Source organism: Isoptericola sp. Y541 (genome assembly GCF_059445465.1).
The window spans coordinates 657,505-675,305 of the sequence record NZ_JCAIUJ010000002.1 but is presented as its reverse complement, the minus strand read 5'-3'; the positions used below and the strand labels follow the sequence as shown (position 1 = coordinate 675,305).

The window sequence follows — 17,801 nt, the reverse complement described above, 5'->3', positions numbered from 1 at the left end:
CACGCGACAGGGGCCTGCCGTGGTCTGTTTGGACCCGTCAGGTGCGCTCGTCGCGCAGGTACGCGAGCTGCGCTGCCACCGACTGCCGCGCCGCGCCCAGCACGGACGGGTCGACGTCGGCGTAGACGCGCACGACGACGGCGTCCGCGTCGGCGTCGGCGCCGAGCTCGCGCAGCGCGGCCTCCACCTGCGCCAGCCGCTCGTGCCGGTGCCGCCGGTATGCGCGCACCGCCTCGCCGAGGTCGTCGAGGGCGGGCCCGTGCGCCGGCAGGCCGGGTCGCCCGTCGCCCACGCGCTCCAGCACGTCGAGGCTGGCGAAGTAGTCGCGCAGCGACCCGTCCGGCGCGGCGATGACCGTGGTGCCGCGACCCAGCACGGTGTCCCCCGTGAGCACCACCGGGTCGTCCGCACCGTCCTTGCCGTCGTCGCTCAGCGTCGTCACGACGAACGACACCGAGTCGGCCGTGTGCCCCGGGGTGGCGAGCACCTCGACCCGCACGCCGCCGGCGTCGATCCGTTCGCCGTCGCGCAGCGGCGCGCCGCCGTGGCAGTGCGCCGGGTCCGCGGCGCGCACGGGGGCGCCGGTGAGCTCGCGCAGCCGCGCCGACCCGGCGGTGTGGTCGGCGTGGCGGTGGGTGATCAGCACCAGCTCGACGGGGCTCTCCGCGGCGAGCGTGGCGAGGTGACGCTCGTCGTCCGGCCCCGGGTCCACGACCACGCAGGACGGCGAGCCCGGCGCGCGCAGCACGTACGAACGGGTGCCGTCGAGCGTCATCGGGCCGGGGTTGTCCGCGCGGACGACGGTGACGTGGGGAGCGGGGCTCGTCGTCACGACCGGGCGTCGTCCTGCCCGCCGTGAACGTGGTGTCGCGCGGGAAACCACGTGTCGCCCACGGGTTCGCCGGCCAGGTTCCAGCTCCACGACTCCGTCGGGTGGACCCGGACGAACCAGCCCGGGCCGGTGATCCCCACGCGCTCGACCGGATCGTCGGCGACGCCGTAGACGCGGATGCCCCGCGCCACGAAGGGGTCGAACGACGGCAGGTCGTCGAAGACGAGTGCCACGCGGCGACGACCGGCCGCGACGTTGCGGACCTTGCGCGTCCGCAGCATGGTCTCGCCGCCGCCGACCCAGAAGTCGGCGCCGTCGAACTCGCAGGCCACCGGGACCACGTCCGGCTGCGCGTCCGGCCCCAGGGTCGCCATCCGTGCCAGCGAAGCCGACCGGAAGTAGGCCGCCTCGTCGTCGTCGAAGCCGGCGTCCACGTCGTCGCCCGTCCGTGACATGCGGGTCATTCTGCCACCGGTGCCTGCGCCGGACCCTAGGCTGGGTCGGTGCGAGCGATCCCACCTGACTTGGACCCCGTGGTCGTCCAGGAGATCGACGCGCGACTCGCGAGCGTCGAAGCGGAGGACGACGTCCGCGTCGCGTGGGCGATCGAGTCCGGCAGCAGAGCCTGGGGCTTCCCTTCGCCGGACAGCGACTACGACTGCCGGTTCGTCTACGTGCGTGCCCCGGGGCAGTACCTGTCGCTCTGGCCCGGGCGGGACGTGATCGAGACGCCGCTCGACGCGGTCTTCGACGTCAACGGGTGGGATCTCGCCAAGGCGGTGCGCCTGCTCGTCAAGGGCAACGTCACCGCCGTCGAGTGGCTGCGCTCGCCGATCGTCTATCGCGGCGAGGTGGGCTTCCGCGACCGGCTGCTGGCGCTGGCCGACGAGGTGGTGGACCGCGGGGCGGTCGGACGCCACTACCTCCACGTCGCGCGACAGCAGCGGGTCGCCGGCCCGTCCCTCAAGAAGTTCCTCTACGCCCTGCGCCCGGCGGTCGCGCTGCGCTGGTTGGCGGACCACCCGGGCGCCGTCACGCCGCCGATGGACCTGCCCACGCTGGTCGCTGACAGCTCGGTGCCAGACGACGTCCGTGCCGCCGTCGGCGACGTCGTCGCCGCGAAGGCCGTGACCCGGGAGCTCGGCGCCGGGACGCCGCCCGCCGTGCTCGAGCGGTTCGTCATCGAGGAGCTCGACCGCGCCGCGGCATTCGACGAGCTGCCGTCCACGCGCAGCGCGGACGAGTCGCGGGCCCGCGCCGATGAGGTCTTCCGGGCCGAGGTCGCGGGGATCGCGGTCGGGTCCGCGTAGGCGGCCCCCGCAGTCAGGAGGCGAGAGCGGCGGCGAGCAGCTCGAGGGTCTGGACGCGGCCGGGCGTGGCGTCGAGCGGCTCGGCGGCGTAGGAGCCGGCGACGGGCACCGTCATGACCTCGTCCACGCCGTGCCGGGTGGCGAGGTCGCGCAGCTGCGCCGCGGCCTGGTGCGGCTCGCCGATGATCCAGCGCGAGCGCATGTCCTCGATGATCTGCTGCGCCATGCCGTCCAGCGGGGCGGCGAGCGCCTCCTCGACCGTCTCAGCCCGGCCCATCGGCTTGCCCGTGCGCAGTCGCGCCATCGAGCGCAGCTGGGGGAGCGCGCGCTCGTGGGCCTCGTCGGCGGTGGGGGCGACGACGACGTTCGCGGTGAGGAAGGTCTGCGGCTCCGGGTGGGCGGCGCTGGGCTGGTAGCCGTCGCGGTACAGGGCGAGCACCTGGTCGACGCCCGCGCCGGAGAAGTGGTTCGCGAAGACGTACGGCAGCCCGAGCTCGGCGGCGAGCCGGGCCGAGTAGTCGCTCGACCCGAGCAGCCAGACGGTCGGGGAGCCGTCCGCCGCGGGGGTCGCGTGCACCTCGTAGAGGTTGCCGTCGCCGAGGCGCAGCGACGCGCCGTCGGGGCTCATGAGCGCCAGGATGTCGCGCACGTGCTGCGGGAACCGCTCGACGTCCGACGTCGGGCCGGACTGGCGCAGCAGCGCGGTGACCACCGGGTCGGAGCCGGGCGCGCGGCCGATGCCGAGGTCGACCCGCCCGGGGGCGAGCGCCTCGAGCGCGGCGAACTGCTCGGCGACGACGAGCGGCGCGTGGTTCGGCAGCATGACGCCGCCGGAGCCCACGCGGATCCGCTGCGTGACGGCGGCGGCCGCCGCGATCATCACCGGCGGGGTCGACGCCGCCACGGCGGCCATGTTGTGGTGCTCGGCGAACCAGTACCGCTCGAAGCCCAGCTCGTCCGCGCGGCGCGCCAGCGCCAGCGACGCGGCGAGCGCCTGGGGGCTGCTCTGCCCGGTGCGGACCGGCACGAGGTCGAGGACGGACAGGCGCGGGGATGTGGGCTGCGGTGCGAGGTCGGAGTTCATCGCTCTGGTCAACCCCGGATCCCTGGGCGCTATTCCGTCGGCGGCGGGCCGGCGAGGACGTCCGCCAGGCGCGACTCCGGGGTCCACAGGAACGCGCGCCAGCCGGCCCGCCGGGCCGTCTCGACGTTGCCCTGTCGGTCGTCGATCAGGCAGTGCTCCTCCGGGCGCCGCCCGGTCCGCGACTCGACGACCCGGTAGAAGTCGAGGTCGCCCTTGCGGTACCCGACGTCGGCCGAGTAGTGGATCGCGGTGAACCGGTCGCGCAGCCGCAGCGACTCCCACAGGTAGCGGGCCCGATGGTGCTCCTGCACGGTCGCGAGGTGCGCGTCGATCCCTCGCGCCCGGGCCTCCGCGAGGTCGGCGAGCAGCACGCCGTCGAGCGTGGCGTCCTGCGCGAACCAGTAGTCGACCAGGGCCCGCGACGAGGCGCCGCCGAGCTGCGGGAGGACGGCGTCGAGCCGGTCGAACAGGTCCGCGCGGCCGGCGGCCACGTCGTCGAAGTGCACCCGGAAGAACTGCCGGTCGAGCTCGTCCGGGTCGATCCCCAGGTCGGCGCGCAGGTCGGCCTGCCAGGGGCGGTCGTCGTCCCGGCGCACGACGACGCCGTCGACGTCCACCATCAGGGTCGGCGCGGTCATCGGTGCGTGGCCTCCCCGCTCGCGGCGGGCAGCGGCTCGCGCAGCCCGCTCGCGCGGCGCACAGGGTGCGCGACGGCGGCCCGGACGGCGGCGGCGCTCGCCACGACGCGCACGTGCTCCTGGGCGCGGGTCACCGCCGTGTACAGGAGCTCGCGGGTGAGCAGGGGCGAGCTCTCCGGGGGCAGGATCAGCGACACCCGCCGGAACTGGCTGCCCTGGGCCCGGTGCACGGTCATGGCATGCACCGTCTCGACCGGGGGCAGCCGGTGGGTGCGTACCCGCAGCGGGGCGCGCGGGTCGCCGAACACTGCCACGACCGCGCCGGCGCCGTCCTCAGCCGCATCGGGGTCCCCCTCGGCGACGAGGACGCCGGTGTCGCCGTTGTACAGGCCCACCTCCGCGTCGTTGCTGGTGACGAGCAGGGGCCGGCCCACGACCCACGGGGTGCCCAGGGTGGTCCCGTCGGCGGTGGCCTCCTCGACCCACGACTCGACCTGCGCCGCCCAGCGGGCCACACCGACCGGGCCGCGCCGGTGCGCCACCATCACCCGGTGGCGGGAGAGCGCCTCCAGCGCGCCGGCAGCGTCGCCCGCGCGGGCCGCGGCGACGAGGCTGCGGCCCGCGTCGATCGCGTCGTCGCGCAGGTCGCGTACCGCGCCCTCGTCGAGCCGTTCGGTGTCGGCCTCCACGAGCTCGACGCCGCCCGTGCCCGCGCGCAGGACGTCGAGCACGGCGTCGGCGTCCCCGTCCCGGATCGCGGCCGCGAGCGGCAGGATCGCGGAGTCCTCGCCCTGGCGGTGCACGGTCACGAGCCGCACCACCCCGTTGCCGAGCCCGGCGGGCTCGTCGCCCGTCAGGCCGGCGGCGTCGGTGGTGCCGCGGCCGCCGACCCGGGCGGGGGCGGGCGCGACCGGCGGGCGGGCGACCAGGTCGCCGAGCACCGCGCCGGCCTCGACTGAGGCGAGCTGGTCGGGGTCGCCCACCAGCACGAGGCGCGCGTCCGGGCGCAGCGCCTCCAGCAGCCGCGCCATGAGGGACAACGGCACCATCGAGGTCTCGTCCACGACGACGACGTCGTGCGGCAGGTGGTGGCCCGCGTGGTGCCGGAACCGCGTGGCGCTGCGGTAGCCGAGGAGCCGGTGCACCGTGGTGGCCTGGGGCCGGCCGGTGCGCGCGCGGTCGTCCGGGTCGAGGCCGTCGACGACGTCGCGTACCGCCTCCTGCAGGCGGGCGGCCGCCTTGCCGGTGGGCGCGGCGAGAGCCACGCGCAGGCCCGGCGCGCCGGTGGCCCGGTCCGCGTCGTGTCCGCCGACGTCCTGCAGGACGGCGAGGAGCCGGGCCACGGTCGTGGTCTTGCCCGTGCCGGGCCCGCCGGTGAGGACGGTCAGCCGCCGGACGGCGGCGTGCTCGGCGGCGAGGCGCTGGCGCGCGTCGTCGGCGGTGGGGAAGAGGCGGAGGAGCGCGGCGTCGAGCCGGGCACCGTCCGGCTCGAACGGCGCGGCGGCGAGCCGCGCGTCGACCAGGTGCCGCACCGTGAGCTCGTCCCGCCAGTAGCGGTCGAGGTAGAGCCGGCCCCCGACCCAGCGGGCGGGGCGGTCGGCCGGCTCTCCGGTGCCGGGGGCCACGAGCGGGCTGGCCTCGATCACCCGCACCCAGGCCGCGTGCTCGGGCCACGGCGGGGGAGCGGCCGGGGCGGCGCCGTCCGCGAGGAGGTCGCCGCGGTCCGCGTCCTCGGGGAGCGAGAGCGCCGCGAGCTCATCGGCGTCGTCGAGGCGCACGCACACCGACCCGCCCCGCAGCGCCCGGACGGCGAGCGCGACCGCGAGCAGCACCGTCGGGTCGTCCTCGCCGGTGAGCCGGCCGAGCCGGGTCGCGACGTGCACGTCCGTCGCGGCGACCAGGCCGGCGGCGTTGAACTCCCGCAGCAGGCCCGGGGCGTCGACGGCCGCGCGGACGTCGCCGTCGACGACGTCGATGGTTGAGCCCGTCGAAACCCGGTTCGTGGTCTCGACAGGCTCGACCGGCGGACGGAGTGGCTCGACCGGCGGACGGAGTGGCTCGACCGGCGGACGGGGTGGCTCGACCGGCGGACGGGGTGGCTCGACCGGCGGACGGGGTGGCTCGACCGGCGGACGGGGTGGCTCGACCGACGGGTTCGGTGCGGCCGTCATACGTCGCCTCCGTCCAGCAGGTTTGACAGGCCAGGCACCAGTCCGCTCGGCGGGGCCCAGGCCACGACGCCGTACGGCGTGCCGTCGGGCCCGGTGGGTGTGGCGGGCCCGCACATGCCGCGCACGAACAGGTAGAGCCCGCCGCCGAGGTGCACGTCGGGGTCGTAGCCGGGCAGGCGCCAGGTGAGGTACCGGTGCAGAGCGACCAGGTAGAGCAGGAGCTGCAGCGGGTAGTGCGCGTGCAGCATTGCGTCGACGGTGGCCTCGGGGCGGTAGTCGTGCGCGGTGAGCGGGGTGTCGGGGACGCCGAGCCGGTTGGTCTTGTAGTCCACGACGAGGAAGCGGGGCTCGCCGTCGCGGGTGTGGTCGCCGGGCACCCTCAGCACCACGTCGATCGACCCGGTCAGGTACCCGCGCAGGCGTCGGTCGGTGGGGTCGGCCGCGGCGAGCTCGGCGAGCGCGGCCGGGTATCCCGCGAGCGGGTCGTCGTCGGCGAGGTACCGGCCGAGCAGCGCGGCGACGTCGGCCAGGGTCGCGCCCTGTGACGTGGCGGCCCGCGACGTCGCGCCGCCCGGCGCTTCGCCGTCGCCGCCGGCGAGCGGCAGCTCGAACTCGAGCTCGGCGAGCCGGTCGGCGGGCGCGACGTCCGCCAGGGTGCGCCCGGCGGCGAGCGGCCCCATCGGCGTGCGTGCGACCACCCCCAGGGCGGCGGCGAGCTCGGCGGGGTCGGTGCCCGGCACCCGCGACGTCGCGGCGGCCGCGCAGCGGGCGAGCAGCTCGGCGTCGAGGTCGGGGGCGGCGGTGTCGACGTACTCGAGGACCTCGTGCACGAGCGTGCCGAAGCCGGTGCCGGCGGGCAGGCCCGACATCGGGGACGGCAGATCGGCGCCGGGCGCGTCGGCGGGTGTGGCGTCGTGCGACCCGGCCGAGCGCACGGCCGTGGGCGCGGCCTCGGCCGGCTCGTCCTGGATGCCGCCGCCCTCCGGCTCCGACTCGACGCCGCCGACGGACTCCGGGCCGGCCGGCGACCCGGGGCCCGAGGGAGCCGCCGCGAAGCCGCCCGCGTGACGCGCGTCGTGCGCCGCCGCCGTCAGGGCGGAGTACGACGCGCGCCGCCACGTCTGGTCCGGCACCCGGTCGAGGTGGGCGACGCCCAGCGCGGGCGGCTCCGCGGCGGGCGGGCGCCACCGAGCCGTCGAGGGCCGTGCGGGCACCTCCTCGAGCGCGATCGTGCCTGCGGAGCGGCCGGCGAGCGCGCCGAGCGCCGCGCGGACGGCGTCGTCGCGCATCGCCTGCTGCGAGGCATGCGGGGCGGGCTCGCCGCCCAGGGTCCGCTCGCCCAGGGCGACGCGGGTCAGGGCCCCCTTGGCGCTGTTCGCCTTGGACGGCGCCCAGTGCGCCACCACCTGGTGACGGGCGCGGGTGAGCGCCACGTACAGCAGGCGCAGGTCCTCGCCGCCGTCCTCCGCCCGGTGCCGCTCCAGCGCCGCGTCGTACCCGAATGACCCGGGGCCGCCCACGTGCAGGATGCGGCGCCCGTCGCCGGTGTGGAACCGCAGCACCTCCGGCTGTCGGGGCTCGAACCGGTCCCAGGCGAACGGCACGTACACGACGCCGAACTCCAGGCCCTTGCTGGCGTGCACGGTGACGACCTGCACGGCCGCGGCGTCGGTCTCCAGCCGGCGGCTGCGCTCCTCGTCGTAGTCCTGGGCGGCCTCGCGGATGCGGCGGCGCAGCCAGGCCGTGAGCGCCGAGGCGCCCAGGCCCTCGGTCACGGCCGCGATGTGCAGCACCTCGCCCACGTGCCGCAGGTCGGTGAGGCGCCGCTCCCCGGTGCTGGTGCGCAGCAGGCGCTCGGCCAGCCCGTCGCGGGTCACGGCCTCCTGCAGGGCCGCCACCCCGCGCGAGCCGAGCAGCCGCGCCCAGCGCCGCACGGTGTCGGCGAGCGTGTCGTGGGCGGCGTCGTCCGCCGTGGCCAGGCGTTCCGCGTCCCAGCCGACGAACGGGGTCAGCGCGAGTGCCGCCGCCCGGCCGTGGGCACCCGGCTGCTCGAGCGCGGCGAGCAGCGTCAGCCAGTCCCGGGCCGACTCCGTGGCGAACACGCTGGACAGGCCGGACACGACGGCGGGCACGCCGCGTGCGACGAGCGCCGAGCGCACCGCCTCCGCCTGCGCGTTCGTGCGGGTCAGCACCGCGACGTCGCATGTCTCGAGGGGGCGCCATGTGCCCCCGGTGGTCTCGACAGGCTCGACCGGCGGGGTTTCGACCGGCGAGGAAAACTCAGCCAGCAGCCGGTCGCGGCCGAGCCGGGCCGCGACGTCCGCCGCGACGTCGGCGGCGACGAGCTGGCGCGGCGACCCCACGGGCGGCGTCTCGCCGGGGGAGAGCCCGAGCGCGCCGCGCGTGACCTGGCGCAGCCGCAGCGGCGCGCCGCCGTCGAACCGCGAGCCCGCGTGCGCCGCGTCGACCGGGCGCACGACGATCCGCTCGTCGCCGAGGGCCGCGCCGCCCAGCACGGTGTCCAGCGCCCGGAGCAGGGGTTCGTCGCTGCGCCAGCTGGTGCCGAGGGTGGCGACGGCGGTGGCGTCCTGCTGGGCGTCGAGGTATGCGACCACGTCGGCGCCGCGGAAGGCGTAGATCGCCTGCTTCGGGTCGCCGATGAGCACCAGCGTGCGGTGGCCGTGGAAGGCGGTGCGCAGGATCTCCCACTGCACCGGGTCGGTGTCCTGGAACTCGTCGATCATCACCACGCGGTACCGGGACCGCACGCGCTCGGCGGCCGTCGGTCCGTGCACCGGGTCGACGAGGGCGTCGCGCAGCATGACGAGCAGGTCGTCGTAGTCCATGAGGTGCTGGGCGCGCTTGCGCCGCAGCGTCTCGTCCCGCGTCTCGGCGGCCACGGCCCGGCGCAGCGCGCCCGGGGTGGACGGCGGCGCGCCGTCCGGCTCGGCCGGCTCGACGTCGGCCTGGTGGTCGCTCACCGCGGCCCGGCCCAGGTCGGCGGCCATGGACGGCGTGAGCGCGGGGCGCGCCTCGTCCGCGAACCGCCGCACGTACAGGTCGTCCGCGACCTCGCGCACGAGATCCGCGACGTCGGCCACGAAGGTGGCGGCGGGGTCGACGTCGGCCGCGATGCCGAGCGACGTGAGCATCTGCTGGCAGAAGCCGTGCGTCGTGGTGATCGTCGCCTCGTCGAGCTGCGAGAGGGCGGCGGCGAGGCGCGCCCGGCGGCGGTCCAGCTCGGCCGCGTCGACGTCGGCGAGCAGGGCCACCACCGGGTCGGAGCTGGACGCCGGGTCGGGCCCGCGCAGGGCCCGTTCGGCGCTCACCAGGCGCTCGCGCACCCGGTCGCGCAGCTCGGACGTCGCCGCGCGGCCGAAGGTGACGAGCATCAGCTCGCGCAGCTCCGCGCGGCCCTCGGCCACGAAGCGCGTCGCGAGCGCGGCGATCGTGAACGTCTTGCCGGTGCCCGCGCTCGCCTCGAGCACCGTGGTGCCCTCGGGCAGCGGGCCGCAGACGTCGAAGACGGGCCGGTCGGTGGCGTCCTGCGCGTAGGCCCCCGTGCCCGTGCCTGCCGCCGTCATGATGTGCCCTTCGTCTCGTGCGCCAGCAACGGGTCCCAGACGCGCCGTGCCAGCGCGCCCAGCCGGGTGGGGTCGTCGGGGAAGCGCCGGCGGTCGTCGTCGTCCGGGGTGCCGGCGATCGCGTCGAGCGTGGCGCCGTCGCCCCACACCAGCAGGTGGTACGGGTCGGCCTTCTCGAAGCCGCCGTTCCACGTGTACCGGGCCTCGCTGATCGCCTGGCCGGGATCGCCCGTGCCGCCGGCGCGCGAGACGGCGTACGCGTGCGCGGCCTCGGTCGGCAGGGGCAGCGGCGCCCGAGCCGCCTCCGCGCGCAGGGCGACCAGGTCGTCGAGCAGGCTCGCGGCCTCGGCGGCGTCGGGGGCCTGCAGCAGGCTCCACGCCGCTTTGGCACCGCGGCCCGGTGCGCGACCGACCGTGCCCGCGTGCCACCGCTGGCCCTCGGGGAGGCCGCCGTCGTCGCCCGACGCCGCGAGCGCGAGCGTCTGCACCCAGGCGCGCAGCCGGTGCTTGGGGCCCAGCTTCGAGTACTCCGCGCGGACCACCCGGCCGCCGTGCACGCCGGGCACCGTGCCGGTGACCAGGGCCCCGGACGGCAGGGCGGCGGCCACGTCGACGGCGCGCGCGGGCTGGTCGGTGCGGACCTGTCGCGCCAGCACCTCCACGGGCTGCACCCGGTCGACGACGTCGCGCAGGGCGGTGCGGCCGAGCTCGCGCGGCGGCGCCTGGCCCCGACGCCACTCGGCCTGGAAGGCGCGCGCGGGGTCGGTGCCGCCGAGCACGGCGGTCAGGAGGCGGTCGCCGGCGCCCCACGCCGCGAGCGGCGGCATGGTCAGGGGCAGCCGGTCGTCGACCTCGTCCTCGTCCTGCGTGAGCAGCACGCCGAGCGTGGTGCGGACGAACCAGCGCGCGGGGTGCTCGAGCAGCCGCACCAGCTCGTCGAGGTCGACCTCGGTGCCGCCGCCGCCCGCGGGCGGGAGGTCCAGCGGGCCGGGGACGAGCAGCCCCGGTTCGGCACGCTCCGCGCGCCCGGCCAGGGCGCCCCGGAAGGCGGCGGCGTCGAAGCTGAACGGCCCGGGGACGCCCAGCGCGCCGGGCTCGAAGTTGCGCTCGCCCACCACCTGCAGCGGGTGCCGCACCACCACCTGCTCGCGCGCCGGGCGGCCGACCGCGGTGGTGCCGAGCCGGTCGAGCGCATCGAGCAGCTCCGCGACGGGCACCGCCGGCGGCCGCGCCGCGCCGGTGCGCTCGTCGGCGCCGGAGTGCAGCACCACGAGGTGCTCGCGCGCCGCCGTGAGCGCGTCGAGGAAGATCTGCCGGTCCTCGCTGCGCCGGTCGCGTTCGCCCAGGCGGGCGTCGCGGGCCAGCAGGTCGTCGCCGTCCGGGGTGGCCGAGCGCGGGAACGCGCCGTCCTCCATCCCCAGCAGGCAGACCACCCGGTGCGGCACCGCGCGCATCGGCTCCAGCGAGCACACCGTGAGCGCGCCGGTGCGGAAGCCCGCGCGGGTCGGCCGGCCGGCCAGCCGGTCGGCGAGCAGGGCGCGGACGTCCTCGAGGCGCAGCGCGGAGCCCGCGTGCCCGGTGCCCGACGTGCCCGCAGCCCGGACGTCGCCCAGCACCCGCCGGGCCTGCACGGTCTGCCACGCGTCGTCAGGAGCGGGATCGGTCAGCAGGGTCACGGCCCGGTCGAGCGTGTCGAGCCAGTGCTCCAGCGGGTGCGTGCCGTCCAGGTCGGCGAGCAGCCCCGTCAGGCGGGACACGAGCTCCGCGAACCGGCCCGCCACCTCGACGTCGGTGGAGCCCACGTCGTCCAGCGGCAGCGCCGGGCCCACGAACCGCGAGTCCTCCTCGGCCATCGCGACGCCCAGCAGCACGCGGTCCAGGGCCGCGTCCCAGGTGCCCTGCCGCACGCGCGGGTCGATGCCGAACCGCGCCCGCCGCGACCCGTCCTCGCCCCAGCGCACGCCGACCTCCACGGCCCAGGTGCGCCACCGGTCCAGGTCGTCGTCCGACAGCCGGAAGCGGCGCCGCACGGGCTCGCTCGCGGCGAGGTCGAGCACCTCGGACGCCGTGACGCGGCCGTCGGCCAGGCGCAGCAGGGTGGCCAGGACGCCGAGCACCGGGTTGACGACGCCGGGCCCGCGGTCGGCGAGGCTGACGCGCAGCCGCTGGCCGGGGTGCACCTGCGTGACCCCGTCGGGCACGGTGCCGAACGTGGCCGTCACGAGCGGGGCGAACGACTCGACGTCCGGGCACATGACGATGACGTCACGGGGCTCCAGCGTCGGGTCGGCGGCGAACAGCCCGGTGAGCACCTCGCGCAGCACCTCGACCTGCCGCGCGCGGCCGTGGCACGCGTGCACCTGGACGCTGCGGTCCTCCGGCGTGAGAGGGCGCGGCGGCGCGTCCGGGTCGTCGTCGCGCAGGGCCGCCTGCAGCGCGCCGAGCAGCGTGGCGGGCGGCGTGGGAGCCGGGTGGGACGTGACGCCAACCGTGGGGGACGCGTCATCTTCGTTCGGTTCGTCGAGCGCGCCCGACAGCCGCAGCTGCAGCTCGACGGCGTCGCGCGCGGTGGACGCGAGCAGCGGATGGCGGGCGACGGGCGGCAGGTCGTCGCGCCGGACGCCGGGGGCGGGCAGGCCCGCGACCGTCTCCCAGAGGGCGGGCGAGGGGTGCGGCAGCCAGAGGTGGACGTCGCGGTGCAGGGCGAGCGCGCGCAGCACCCGCAGCTGGTCCTCGGGCAGCCGCGTCGGGCCGAAGACGGACAGCCGGGCGGGCAGGTCGACGGCGGAGGGGTCGGCGGCGAGCGTCGCGACGGCCGTGGCCAGCACCTCGGCGGGGCCGGGGGCGTCCACCCGGGCCCGCACGAGCCGCCACAGCCGCGGCTGCCATTCCAGGTCGGCGGGGAAGGGCGCGCCGTCGGCCCCTTCGTCGGCACCGTCCTGCCAGCCGGTGAGGAGCCCGGGGCGCTGCTGGGCGTAGCCGGCGAAGAGGCCGGCCACGCGCTGCGCCAGGGCGATCCGCCGCGACCGGCGCACGGGGTCGCCGTCCGCCCCCACGTACCGGGCGAGCAGGGCCGCCCAGGGCTCGTCGAGCGACGCGTCGATCGTCTCGAGCACCGGCCACACGAGGCGGGCGCGACGCCAGGGGTCGTCGTCGGCCTCGACGCCGGTCACCGCCGTCACCGCGGACGCGACCAGCCGGGCGGGGGAGCTGAAGTCCACGTTGGCGCACACGCCCGCGCCCGACCCGTCGTCCGGCCTGCCGCCGGTGCCCAGGCGGTGCGACAGCCGCTGCGCCAGCCACCGCTCGATCCCGCGCGTGGGCACAGCCACGATGTCGGGGGTGAACGGGTCCTCGGGGGGCTCGGCGAGCACGTCGGCCAGGGGCGCGACGAGCGCATCGGCGCGCTCGGATCGGTGGACGTGCAGCACGTCGGCCAGGGTACGGGCCTGCGCCGACACGGACACCCGCGCATCCACAGCCCCGTCGAACAGGTCCTTCCGCCGGAAGGCGCAACGCGGGTTCCGACCTACGCACCAAGACCGGACGGGGCCCCGACGGAAGGCTGGTGGTCACCGGCGCGGACGGCGCCGGCGCACGAGCGGGACGACAGGGGAGGACGGATGACCACCATCCGGATCGACGGGCTGCACAAGTCCTACGGCGGCTTCGAGGCCGTGCACGACGTCGGGTTCACGGCCGCACCGGGCCGCGTCGTCGGGCTGCTGGGGCCCAACGGCGCGGGCAAGAGCACCACGCTGCACGTGCTGCTCGGCCTGTCCCGCGCGGACGCCGGCACCGCGACGTTCGACGACCGCCGGTACGCCGACCTCGAGCGCCCGGCCCGCGTCGTCGGGGCGCTGCTCGACGCGGGCGGCCTGCACCCCGGCCGCACCGGCCGCGACCACCTTCGCGTGCTCGCGTCGGCGTCCCGGTTGCCCGCGCGCCGGGTGGACGAAGTGCTCGCCGCCGTCGGCATGACGCCCGCCGCGGACCGCCGCGTGCGCACCTACTCCCTCGGCATGAAGCAGCGGCTGGGGATCGCCGCCGCCCTGCTGGGCCGGCCGGAGGTGCTGGTCCTCGACGAGCCCGCCAACGGGCTCGACCCCGCGGGGATGCGCTGGCTGCGCGAGCTGCTGCGCTCCTTCGCCCACGACGGCGGCACGGTGCTGCTGGCCAGCCACGTGCTCGCCGAGGTCGCGCAGGTGGCCGACGACCTGGTCGTGATCGGCCAGGGCCAGGTCGTCGCCGCCGGCCCGATGGCCGACCTCGTCACCGACCGGTCCCTCGAGGACGTCTACCTCGACCTCACCGCCGCCACCGAAGGAGTGCGCTGATGTTCCCCGCCGAGCTTCGTGCCGAGCTGCTCAAGCTCCGGACCACCCGGACACCCTGGATCATCGCGGCCGTCGCGGCCGCGGGCATGGTCCTCACGCAGGTCCTCACCCTCGTGCTGCCGCGCACGCTGCGCACCCTGGAGGCGCTCAGCGGCGGGTCCGGCACCGACGCCGGGTTCCACGTCGGCGTGCAGGCGTCCCCGGGCGACACCACCGAGCTTCTGTCCGACCTCGCCGCGGCCACCGACCTCGGGGCCGCGTCGGCCCAGGGCGCCCTGCTCGACCTCATGGGCAACGGGCCCGCCGGCTCCGGCTCCAGCGGCGTCACGGCCCTGTGCATGCTGCTGCTCGGGGCGCTCGCCGCCACGACGGACTTCCGCACGGGCGGCATCGTGCCCACGGCGCTCGCCGTCCCCGACCGCCTGCGGATCCTCGCGGGCAAGGCGGGGGCGACCGCCACGGCGGCCCTCGTCACGGGCGCGGTGCTCGTCGTGGTCACGGCGCTCGGACTGGTCGTCGCCGTCGCGACGACGACCGGGGCGAGCCTCGCCATCAGCCCCGGGGAGGCCCTGGGCGGGTGGGGTCGCGGGCTCGCCGTCATGGTGCTGCTCGCGTGGCTCGGCCTCGCGGTGGGCACGCTCGTGCGCGGGCAGGTCGCGGCGGTCGTCGTGGTCGTGGCCCTCGCGCTCTTCGAGCCGATGGTGCAGGCCGCGACGCTCCTCTTGACGGGCGGTGCCTCGACGGCGACGTCGTGGCTGCCGATCACGCTCGGCTCCCTCGCGTCGGCGGGGCGGGGCACGGCCGAGCTGTTCGGCGGGACGGCGGCGGCAGGCATGGGCGCCGCCGCGGCGCTCGTCGGCCTGGTCGTCTGGGCGGCCCTGCTGCTCGTCACGGCCGGGGCGGTCTTCCGGCGGCGCGACCTCGCCTGACCTGACCGATCTCGCCTGGTCTCGTCCGACGTCGCCCGGCCCCCGGACCCCGTACCGTGGGCCGGGCGACGCACGGCGACCGTGCCGCCCGCAACCCCTGCGACACTTTTCACCCCCTGTTCGGCCTCACCAGTCACCGGAGGAATCCGTGCTCGACGCGTTGCGCCGCCGCCTCGACGCCCTCGGCGTCCGGACCTCCACGGGTCGGGACGCCCTGCTCGGCGCCGTCGTCGCGGCGGTCTCCGTGGTGGTGTTCCTCACGGTGCTGCAGGTCGTGCCGTCAGACATCGGCGCCGCGTTCGGCGCGGACCCGTCGCTCGACGTCATGAGCGTCGGCGCCCGGACCACGGCGTGCGTGGTGCTGGTCGGGCAGGCGATGGCGCTGGCCCTGCGCCGCCGGTCGCCCCTGCTGTGCCTTTCGCTCACGCTGCTGGGCCAGCTCGCGCTGGTGCCGCTGCTGCCGGCGTTCGTGAACTTCCAGGCGCCGGCGGGCCTTGTCGCGGCGTACTCCCTCGGCGCCTACGCCTCGCGGCGGTCGGCGCTGTGGGTCGCGGGCACCACCGCCGTCGTGCAGGTGCTGCTCGGCTACGTCCTCGGCGGCCCGGCCACGGCGGACGAGCTCGGGGTCCCGGTCGCCACCCAGCTCGGGGGCGGGCTGGTGTCCGCCCTGATCACCTACCTCGGGGCCGTGCTCGTCGGTGCGTACGTGGGCACGCGGCGCGAGCTCCTGGCGCAGCTGCACGCCCGTGTGGAGCAGGCCGAGCGGCAGCGCGAGGTGCTGGCGGCGCGGGCCGTGCTCGCCGAGCGCGGGCGCATGGCTCGCGAGCTGCACGACGTCGCGGCGCACCACCTGTCCGGGATCGTCGTCCAGGCATCGGCCGCGGAGCGGCTCGTGGACCGCGACCCGGAGCGCGCGCGGGAGTCGCTGCGGTGGATTCGCGCGCAGGGGCGCGAGACGCTGGACAACCTGCGGCTCGTGGTCGGCATCCTGCGTGATTCGGCCACCCGGGACGACGACGCGCCGGCGGCCCCGCAGCCCACCCTCGCGGACGTGCCCGCGCTGCTCGACCTCGCCCGGAGCACCGGCACGCGCGTGCAGGAGCGGCGGCGCGGCGAGCGGTACGACCTCCCACCGACCGTGCAGCTCACGGTGTACCGGGTGCTCCAGGAGTCGCTCGCGAACGCGCGCCGGCATGCCCCCGGCAGTCCCGTGGAGGTCGCGACGGCGTACGACGACGTCGCGCTGGAGGTCACGGTGCGCAACGGCTCCGGCAGCCCGAACGGCCGCCTGGATGACGCAGAGCAGAGCCCCGAGGAGGGCCTGCCCGGGCACGGCGTGATCGGCATGACGGAGCGCGCCGTGCTGGTGGGCGGCACCCTCGCGGCCGGCCCGGTCGCCGGGGGCGGCTGGCAGGTGCGGCTCACGGTGCCCCGCGCCGTGGGCCCGACGGCGACCGAGCCCGAGACGACGCCCGAGCCCGAGCCTGTGCCCGTGCCCGTGCCCGTGCCCGTGCCCGTGCCCGAGCCCGAGCCCGAGCCCGATCCCGTGCCCGTGCCCGGTGGCGCCGCGCGCCCGGACGGCGAGCGGGCGGACCGATGACGCGCGTCGTGCTGGTCGACGACCAGGCCGTGGTGCGCGCCGGGTTCACCGTGATCCTCGAGAGCGAGGGCCTGGAGGTGGTGGGCGAGGCGTCGAGCGGCGCCGACGCGGTGCGGGTGGCGCGCCGCGTGCGCCCCGACGTCGTGTGCATGGACGTGCGCATGCCCGGCGGCGACGGCATCACCGCGACGCGCGAGCTCGCCGGCCCGGACGTCGACGACCGGGTGCCGGTGCTCGTGGTGAGCACGTTCGACCTCGACGACTACGTGTTCGGCGCCCTCGAGGCGGGGGCCTCGGGCTTCCTGCTCAAGGACGCCGAGCCCGACGTGCTCGTGGACGCCGTGCGCCGCGTCGCCGCGGGGGACGGGCTGGTCGACCAGTCCCTCACCCGCCGGGTGATCGACGAGTTCGCCCGCCGCCGGGGCCCGGCGGCCCTCGACGAGGCGGCCGCGGGGCTGCTCACGCCCCGGGAGCGGGAGATCGTCGAGCTGCTGTGCCGCGGGTCGTCGAACGCGGAGATCGCGGCGAGCCTCTTCCTGGAGCCCAGCACGGTGAAGTCCCACCTGAGCCGGATCATGACCAAGACCGGCGCCCGCGACCGCGTGCAGCTCGTGGTGTGGGCGTACGACTCGGGCCTGGTCGTGCCGCGCGGCTGACCGCCTCCGGCGACGGCACGTTCACCTCGACCAACGAGTCGCTGCTCGGGCGGGTCAGTGCTCGAGCAGCTCGACGGCGGTGTCCAGGCAGTGCAGGGCGCTCGGCGGGTCGACGCGCACCAGGGTGAACGCGCTGATCACGAGGGCCGTGCAGACGTCGGCCAGCCGGCTGACCTCGGCCGGCCCGGCGTCCGGGAGCATCGCCGCGACCCCGCGGCCGAGCGCGTCGTGCAGCTCGGCGCGGTAGTCGGCCACGGTCTGCCGGACGGCGTCGTCGCGCGCGATCGGCGAGCTCGAGGTGTTGACGAGCAGGCAGCCGGAGGTGCCCTGGATCTCGTCCGCGCGGGCGAGCGCGGCGCGCAGGCCGGCGAGGTAGGCGACGAGCGCGCCGGGGTCCACGTCGTCGGCGACCAGCGGGCGCAGGCGGGGGCGCACCACCTCGTCGAGGTAGCTCTGCACGGCCGCGTCGAACAGGCCGCGCTTGGACCCGAACGCGTGGTAGAGGCTCGACCGGTTCAGCCCGGTGGCCCGTTCCAGCGCGGGGACCGACGCCTCCGCGTAGCCGTCGTGCCAGAACACCTCGCGGGCCGCCCGGACCACCTGCACGGTCTCGAACCCCTGCGCCCTGCCCATCGTGCCTCCAAGTTGTGAAACGCTCGT

13 protein-coding genes are annotated in these 17,801 nt (G+C 76.8%); 5 read left to right on the top strand and 8 right to left on the bottom strand.

What is annotated here, in order from left to right; genetic code table 11:
• Positions 1-37 precede the first annotated feature (37 nt).
• Positions 38-775, bottom strand: a complete 738-nt coding sequence (locus AC1C2V_RS07860) for an MBL fold metallo-hydrolase (RefSeq protein ID WP_495389142.1) — start codon at positions 773-775, stop codon at positions 38-40.
• Between the two features lie 53 nt (positions 776-828).
• Entirely contained in the window at positions 829-1,287 is a 459-nt protein-coding gene (locus AC1C2V_RS07855) for a PPOX class F420-dependent oxidoreductase (RefSeq protein ID WP_495389017.1), read from the bottom strand.
• Between the two features lie 48 nt (positions 1,288-1,335).
• Here AC1C2V_RS07855 and AC1C2V_RS07850 point away from each other — a divergent pair, with 48 nt between their 5' ends.
• On the top strand, positions 1,336-2,142 hold the full coding sequence (locus tag AC1C2V_RS07850) for a nucleotidyltransferase domain-containing protein (protein ID WP_495389016.1): 807 nt from the start codon (positions 1,336-1,338) through the stop codon (positions 2,140-2,142).
• A 13-nt stretch (positions 2,143-2,155) separates the two neighbouring features.
• Here AC1C2V_RS07850 and AC1C2V_RS07845 read toward each other — a convergent pair whose 3' ends face one another.
• From AC1C2V_RS07845 to recC, 5 genes are read right to left on the bottom strand one after another with little or no spacing between them, the layout of a single operon-like run.
• Positions 2,156-3,226 (bottom strand): LLM class flavin-dependent oxidoreductase, encoded by a 1,071-nt coding sequence (locus AC1C2V_RS07845; protein ID WP_495389141.1) that lies wholly within the window; start codon positions 3,224-3,226, stop codon positions 2,156-2,158.
• 29 nt (positions 3,227-3,255) lie between these two features.
• A complete protein-coding gene (locus AC1C2V_RS07840; protein WP_495389015.1) occupies positions 3,256-3,864 on the bottom strand; it encodes an HAD family hydrolase in 609 nt (202 codons plus the stop codon).
• Complete coding sequence (recD, locus tag AC1C2V_RS07835; RefSeq protein WP_495389014.1) at positions 3,861-6,035, bottom strand: exodeoxyribonuclease V subunit alpha; 2,175 nt, start codon at positions 6,033-6,035, stop codon at positions 3,861-3,863. The genes AC1C2V_RS07840 and recD overlap by 4 nt, the downstream gene beginning before the upstream one ends.
• Positions 6,032-9,619 (bottom strand): UvrD-helicase domain-containing protein, encoded by a 3,588-nt coding sequence (locus tag AC1C2V_RS07830; protein WP_495389013.1) that lies wholly within the window; start codon positions 9,617-9,619, stop codon positions 6,032-6,034. Before AC1C2V_RS07830 ends, recD begins: the two co-directional genes overlap by 4 nt.
• Entirely contained in the window at positions 9,616-13,050 is a 3,435-nt protein-coding gene (gene recC / locus AC1C2V_RS07825) for an exodeoxyribonuclease V subunit gamma (protein ID WP_495389012.1), read from the bottom strand. Before recC ends, AC1C2V_RS07830 begins: the two co-directional genes overlap by 4 nt.
• A gap of 192 nt (positions 13,051-13,242) precedes the next feature.
• On the opposite strand from recC, the gene AC1C2V_RS07820 reads away from it, so the two are divergent.
• From AC1C2V_RS07820 to AC1C2V_RS07805, 4 genes are all read left to right on the top strand, one after another.
• Positions 13,243-13,956, top strand: a complete 714-nt coding sequence (locus AC1C2V_RS07820) for an ABC transporter ATP-binding protein (protein ID WP_495389011.1) — start codon at positions 13,243-13,245, stop codon at positions 13,954-13,956.
• Positions 13,956-14,885: a hypothetical protein gene (locus AC1C2V_RS07815; protein ID WP_495389010.1), complete on the top strand. Its 930-nt coding sequence runs from the start codon at positions 13,956-13,958 to the stop codon at positions 14,883-14,885. Before AC1C2V_RS07820 ends, AC1C2V_RS07815 begins: the two co-directional genes overlap by 1 nt.
• A gap of 148 nt (positions 14,886-15,033) precedes the next feature.
• Positions 15,034-16,485: a histidine kinase gene (locus tag AC1C2V_RS07810; RefSeq protein WP_495389009.1), complete on the top strand. Its 1,452-nt coding sequence runs from the start codon at positions 15,034-15,036 to the stop codon at positions 16,483-16,485.
• Positions 16,482-17,141, top strand: a complete 660-nt coding sequence (locus AC1C2V_RS07805) for a response regulator (protein WP_495389008.1) — start codon at positions 16,482-16,484, stop codon at positions 17,139-17,141. The genes AC1C2V_RS07810 and AC1C2V_RS07805 overlap by 4 nt, the downstream gene beginning before the upstream one ends.
• 54 nt (positions 17,142-17,195) lie before the next feature.
• Here AC1C2V_RS07805 and AC1C2V_RS07800 read toward each other — a convergent pair whose 3' ends face one another.
• Complete coding sequence (locus AC1C2V_RS07800) at positions 17,196-17,774, bottom strand: TetR/AcrR family transcriptional regulator (RefSeq protein WP_495389007.1); 579 nt, start codon at positions 17,772-17,774, stop codon at positions 17,196-17,198.
• Positions 17,775-17,801: the final 27 nt, after the last annotated feature.

Coding starts and splice junctions, on each gene's coding strand:
- AC1C2V_RS07845 (WP_495389141.1), bottom strand. CDS start 3,226: ATGAACTCCGACCTCGCACCGCAGCCCACATCCCCGCGCCTGTCCGTC.
- AC1C2V_RS07820 (WP_495389011.1), top strand. CDS start 13,243: ATGACCACCATCCGGATCGACGGGCTGCACAAGTCCTACGGCGGCTTC.
- AC1C2V_RS07800 (WP_495389007.1), bottom strand. CDS start 17,774: ATGGGCAGGGCGCAGGGGTTCGAGACCGTGCAGGTGGTCCGGGCGGCC.
- AC1C2V_RS07855 (WP_495389017.1), bottom strand. CDS start 1,287: ATGTCACGGACGGGCGACGACGTGGACGCCGGCTTCGACGACGACGAG.
- AC1C2V_RS07805 (WP_495389008.1), top strand. CDS start 16,482: ATGACGCGCGTCGTGCTGGTCGACGACCAGGCCGTGGTGCGCGCCGGG.
- AC1C2V_RS07840 (WP_495389015.1), bottom strand. CDS start 3,864: ATGACCGCGCCGACCCTGATGGTGGACGTCGACGGCGTCGTCGTGCGC.
- AC1C2V_RS07815 (WP_495389010.1), top strand. CDS start 13,956: ATGTTCCCCGCCGAGCTTCGTGCCGAGCTGCTCAAGCTCCGGACCACC.
- AC1C2V_RS07830 (WP_495389013.1), bottom strand. CDS start 9,619: ATGACGGCGGCAGGCACGGGCACGGGGGCCTACGCGCAGGACGCCACC.
- AC1C2V_RS07860 (WP_495389142.1), bottom strand. CDS start 775: ATGACGCTCGACGGCACCCGTTCGTACGTGCTGCGCGCGCCGGGCTCG.
- recD (WP_495389014.1), bottom strand. CDS start 6,035: ATGACGGCCGCACCGAACCCGTCGGTCGAGCCACCCCGTCCGCCGGTC.